This window comes from Bradyrhizobium sp. P5_C11_2 (assembly GCF_054049755.1).
The window spans coordinates 1-5,094 of the sequence record NZ_JBFULT010000548.1 but is presented as its reverse complement, the minus strand read 5'-3'; the positions used below and the strand labels follow the sequence as shown (position 1 = coordinate 5,094).

Annotated in this window: 5 protein-coding genes; 2 read left to right on the top strand and 3 right to left on the bottom strand. The window is 65.4% G+C overall.

All coding sequences use genetic code 11. From position 1 onward, the window contains the following. The first annotated feature begins 325 nt into the window (after positions 1 to 325). Positions 326 to 628, top strand: coding sequence for an HU family DNA-binding protein (locus tag ACXJL8_RS33620; protein ID WP_008139488.1), 303 nt, complete (start codon positions 326 to 328; stop codon positions 626 to 628). Positions 629 to 858: 230 nt separating this feature from the next. Here the strand turns inward: ACXJL8_RS33620 and lon are convergent, their stop codons facing one another. The 3 genes from lon to ACXJL8_RS33605 all read right to left on the bottom strand — a co-directional run bounded on the left by lon (position 859) and on the right by ACXJL8_RS33605 (position 4,376). After that, positions 859 to 3,240: an endopeptidase La gene (gene lon, locus ACXJL8_RS33615; RefSeq protein WP_456623252.1), complete on the bottom strand. Its 2,382-nt coding sequence runs from the start codon at positions 3,238 to 3,240 to the stop codon at positions 859 to 861. Between the two features lie 8 nt (positions 3,241 to 3,248). Further along, complete coding sequence (locus tag ACXJL8_RS33610; protein WP_456623253.1) at positions 3,249 to 3,632, bottom strand: Hsp20/alpha crystallin family protein; 384 nt, start codon at positions 3,630 to 3,632, stop codon at positions 3,249 to 3,251. Positions 3,633 to 3,809: 177 nt separating this feature from the next. Next, on the bottom strand, positions 3,810 to 4,376 hold the full coding sequence (locus ACXJL8_RS33605) for a YciE/YciF ferroxidase family protein (RefSeq protein ID WP_456623254.1): 567 nt from the start codon (positions 4,374 to 4,376) through the stop codon (positions 3,810 to 3,812). A gap of 143 nt (positions 4,377 to 4,519) precedes the next feature. Between ACXJL8_RS33605 and ACXJL8_RS33600 the strand changes: the two genes are divergently transcribed. Further along, on the top strand, positions 4,520 to 5,094 hold a 575-nt coding region (locus ACXJL8_RS33600; protein WP_456686342.1), incomplete at its 3' end, for a MarC family protein.

Here is a 5,094-nt window from a genome sequence, read left to right as displayed (position 1 = left end):
GGGAGAGGGAGAGCACCTGCAAACGCGGCGGCGATGCAATCTAGCCTTATTTTCCAGGGTGAATCGCGCTGCTCCTCGCACAAAGAGGCCGGTCGTCGCTTGTCGAAAGCATCGAATCAGCTTTAGCAAGGCTGCTTGCGGGCCTTTGAAACAAGGCAAAAACCGCTGACCCAGGCCTCTTCCGCTCAGGAAGTAGCTAAAAAGCAGGGTTTTTTGCCACAGGGGGCCAAAAAAGCCCGTAAAATCGCGACAAAACTGTGCAGAAGGCTATAGGCCTTCGCCGGTTGGTCTAATATGCAACCGGCAACGAATCAGAGGAGACACGATGCCAGCCCAAATGTCCAAATCGCAGTTGATCGAAAAGATTGCGACCGCCACCGAGCTTTCCAAGCGCGACGTCAAGAGCGTCATGGAGACGCTGACCGACGTCGGCCACAAGGAGCTCAAGAAGAACGGCCTGTTCCTGGTGCCGGGCTTCGCCAAGTTCGTGGTCATCAAGAAGCCCGCGACCAAGGCGCGCAAGGGCACCAACCCGTTCACGGGTGAAGAGATGATGTTCAAGGCCAAGCCGGCCCGGAAGATCGTCCGCGCCCGCCCCGTCAAGGCCGCCAAGGACGCTGTGGCCTGATAAAGCAAAGGCCCCCTCGCAGGAGGGGGCCTTTTGTCTTGAGCGACTGCGAGGGCTGAAACGGAGGGGTCAGCCCTTGCGGCGCTTCACCCGCACCGGAACCGGCTGAAGCCGCGGTCCCGGTGGCGCCAGTGCATCACGCACTTGGTCGATCACGCGATCGAGCAATTGGCGCAATCGCTGTGCCTTCCGCGATCTCTTCGCTCTTTCCAACAATCCACGCATTGCCGTCACTCCGCCGCTTCGACATTGGCTTCGGCCGGCTCGAGCGCTGCGGCGATGGCCTCGTCGACGCGTTCGAGCCAGATGAATTCGAGGTTGTCCCGCGCGCTCTGCGGGATGTCGTCGTAGTCCCGCTTGTTGCGCGCCGGCAGCATCACCCGCTTCAGTCCGGCAGCGGCCGCAGCCACCACCTTCTCCTTGATGCCACCGACCGGCAGCACCAGGCCGCGCAGGGAGATCTCGCCGGTCATCGCGGTGTCGCTGCGCACCGTGCGGTTGGTGAGCAGGGACGTCAGCGCCGTGAACATCGCGACCCCCGCGCTCGGCCCGTCCTTCGGGGTTGCGCCCGCCGGCACGTGAACGTGGATGTCGTTCTTCTCGAACAGCGATGGATCGATGCCGAGCTGCGTGGCCTTGCTCTTCACGAGCGTCATCGCAGCCTGCACGCTCTCGCGCATGACGTCGCCGAGCTGGCCGGTCAGGATCATGCCGCCCCGGCCGGGCACGCGCGAAGCCTCGATGAACAGGATGTCACCGCCGACCGGCGTCCAGGCGAGCCCGGTGGCGACGCCCGGAATGCTGGTGCGCTGCGCGATCTCGCCTTCGAAACGCGGCTGGCCGAGCACGGTGGCGACGTCTTTTGCCGTCACCACGACCTTGGCAGCCGTGCCCTCGGCGACCTGCACCGCGGCATGGCGGAATATCTTGCCGATCTCGCGCTCCAGGTTGCGCACGCCGGCTTCCCGGGTGTAGCCCTTGACGACCAGCTTCAACGCGTCCGGCTCGATCTCGGCCTGCTCGGCCGTCAGGCCGTTGGCCTCGAGTTGACGCCGCACCAGGTAGCGGCGTGCGATCTCCAGCTTCTCCTCCTCGGTGTAGCCGGCGAGGCTGATCAGCTCCATGCGATCCAGCAGCGGGCCCGGAATCTGGTCCAGCATGTTGGCGGTCGCGATGAACACCACGCGCGACAGGTCGAACGGCACGCCGAGATAGTTGTCCCGGAACGTTCCGTTCTGCTCGGGGTCGAGCACCTCCAGCATCGCAGCCGAGGGATCGCCCTGCACGCCGCGGCCCATCTTGTCGATCTCGTCCAGCATCATGACGCAGTTGCGCGTGCCCGCCTTCTTGATGCCCTGGATGATGTTGCCGGGCAGTGCGCCGATATAAGTGCGCCGGTGACCGCGGATCTCGGCCTCGTCATGCACGCCGCCGAGGCTGACGCGCACGAAGGGGCGATCCATCGCGCGTGCGATGGATTGGCCGAGCGAGGTCTTGCCGACGCCGGGCGGGCCGACGAAGCACAGGATCGGCGCCTTGCCCTGCGGAGCAAGCTTGCGCACCGCCAGATATTCGATGATCCGGCTCTTGATCTTTTCCAGGCCGAAATGGTCGGCATCCAGGATGCGGCGCGCCTCCTTGATGTCGATCGGCTTCTCCGCGGGCAACGCCCAGGGCAGCTCGATCAGCCAGTCGAGATAGGTGCGGACCATGCCGGATTCGCCGGCGGCATCGGGCATGCGCTCGTAGCGGCGCAGCTCCTTCTTGGCGTGCGCCTCCGCTTCCGGCGGCATGTTGGCCTTGGCAATGGCAGCCGTCAGCTCGGCGACCTCGGCCGCCTTGCCGTCGCCTTCGCCGAGCTGGCGCTGGATGGTCGCCATCTGCTCGCGCAGGATCGCCTCGCGCTGCCGCTCGTCGAAGCTGGCGCGGGTCTTCTGGCCGATCTCGTTGGAGATGCGCAGCACCTCCAGCCGCTCGGCCAGATGCTTCGACACCTTCTCGACCCGCAAGGCGAGATCGATGGTCTCCAAGACCTCCTGCTTGTCCTGCGGCTTGATGTCCATGAACGAGGTCGCGAGATCCGCCAGCGCGCCGGGCGCGGTGGTGCCCTGGAACATCGCGGCCAGTTCGGGCGGCGCCTGCGGCAGCAGCTCGATCGCCTCGATCGCCTGGCGCTGCAGGTTCAAGGCACGCGCCTCGATCTCGGGCGAGGTCGTGGTCGGCTCCGGAATCTGCTGGATCCGCGCAGCCGGGAACGGCGTGCCCGGCAGGAAGTCGAGGATCCGCGCACGCTGCACGCCCTGGCAGACGATGTGATGGGTGCCGTCGGGCGCGGTGATGTAGCGCACGATGTTGGCGATGGTCGCGACCCTATAGAGGTCGTCCGGCCCGGGTTCTTCGGTCTCCGGGCTGCGCTGCAGGACGATGCCGACCGGCCGCTGCTCGCGCAGCGCTTGCTGCGCCGCGGCGACCGACTTCGGCCGCGCGATAGCGATCGGCGCGATGGCGCCGGGGAACAGGACCATCTCGCGCACGGGGATGATGATCAGCGCATCTTCGGGGATCTTCACGTCGGAATTGTTTTGCGTGGCATTCATCTGTTCGGTGGCCATGATCGACCTCAGGATTTGGCGAGGCGCAGCGCGACGCAGCCGTCCATCACGAAGCGGCTGATGGCGTAGCGGCCAACGGGAAGCGCGATGCGCCGCTCAAAGCGGCCCTGCGGCAGCTCGAGCCGGTGGATGCGGGCGTTGCGCAGCTCCGGCGGCAGCGTGCGCTGGCCGGAGATGACGAGCACGCCGTCATGGATCACCGTCTCGACATTGTCGGGATTGACGCCGGGAAGGGCGACCAAAATCAGGAGCTCACGCTCGGTTTCGAGCACGTCGATCGGGGGTTCCCAGCAAGCTTCCTGGCGGCCGAACTGCTGGCGCAGCCGTTCGGCGCGGGTCAGCGAGTCCAGGGCTTCGGACAGCATCCAGTCGAGGGGATTTTTGGGTTGCATGGCAAACTCGGGGAAAGGCGCTGCGATTGGAAGATCAGCATATGGGGATGGTTCCCCGGAAATCCAGCAGCGCGCATTCGGAGCATGCCTGGCCCTCTGACTGGAGAGCATCCTCGCAGTCAAGCGTTTCGGCGCCGCGAATATGTTCCGCGGCGCCAACAGTTGGGCCGGCTCGGCTCAGGCCGCAGCGCGGTATTCCTCTTCCGCCTCAATGTTGATCACGGAGGTGGCGAGCTCGGTCAGGGTTTGATCGGTCGTTTTTTCCTCGTCGAGCGTCGCCTGGAGCAGCCTGGCGGCGTCCGGCATGCCGAGCTCTTCGGCCCAGGTGCGCAGCGTGCCGTAGCGGGAGATCTCGTAGTGCTCGACGGCCTGGGCTGCGGCGAGCAGGCCGGCGTCGAGGGCAGGGGCATTCTTGAAGTCCTTCATGATCTCAGCCCCCTCATCGGTGATGCCGTTGATGGCCTCGCACGGCTTGCCGCGCGCCGGCTTGCCCAGCATCTTGAAGATCTGGTCCAGCCGTTTGACCTGGCCCTGCGTCTCACGCAGATGCTTGGTGAAGGCCGCGGAGAGCTGCTTGGAGTGAGCCGCCTTCGCCATCTTCGGCAGCGTCTTGATGATCTTGTTCTCGGCGAAATAGATGTCCTTCAGCGTCTCGAGGAACAGGTCGCTCAACATCTTCGGCGCCTGACGCGTGCGGCGCGCCGCGGTCTTCTTGGTCGTACGTTTCTTTGCTCGTTTAGCCATAAATCCTCCTCTTGAGGGGCACGGGAAGGCGCTCCCGTCCTCAATCCTCGCGCGACCAAGACTCTGCGAGGGCAAATGTTCCTCGCGAAGGCCGCCTCGAGCCGTTATGGATTGCGGCTGCACCTCGCGTGAGACCGATCCGCATGCTCGATTTCGCCCTGTCCGCCTTCGTGACGCTGCTGCTGGTGGTCGATCCTGTCGGCCTTGCGCCGGCCTTCCTCGCCGCGACCGGAGGCATGCCCGACAAGGTCAAGCGGACCATCGCGCTGCGCGCGCCGCTGATTGCGGCGTCGATCCTGGTGGTGATCGCGCTGGTCGGAAACTGGCTGCTGCGCCAGCTCGGGATCGGCATCCCCGCGTTCCAGATCGCCGGCGGRCTTCTCCTGTTCGGCGTATCCTATCAGATGATCTTCGGCGATCGCCCGCATCGCGAGGCGCGCGAGGCTGACAAGGCGACCGCGGAGCACGCCTCCGACGTCGCGGTGTTTCCGCTGGCCATCCCCATGATGGCCGGCCCTGGCGCGATCGCGACCACACTGCTGTTGACGGGCGATGCCGGCTATGGGGCGAGACTCGCGATCATCATCGCGGTCGTCCTCTCGGTCTGCCTGCTCTGCATGCTCTGCTTTGCCTCCGCGAGCCTGATCGCGCGCACCCTCGGGCGCACCGGCAACGCCGTGCTTTCGCGCGTGCTCGGCATGCTGCTCGCAGCCTATTC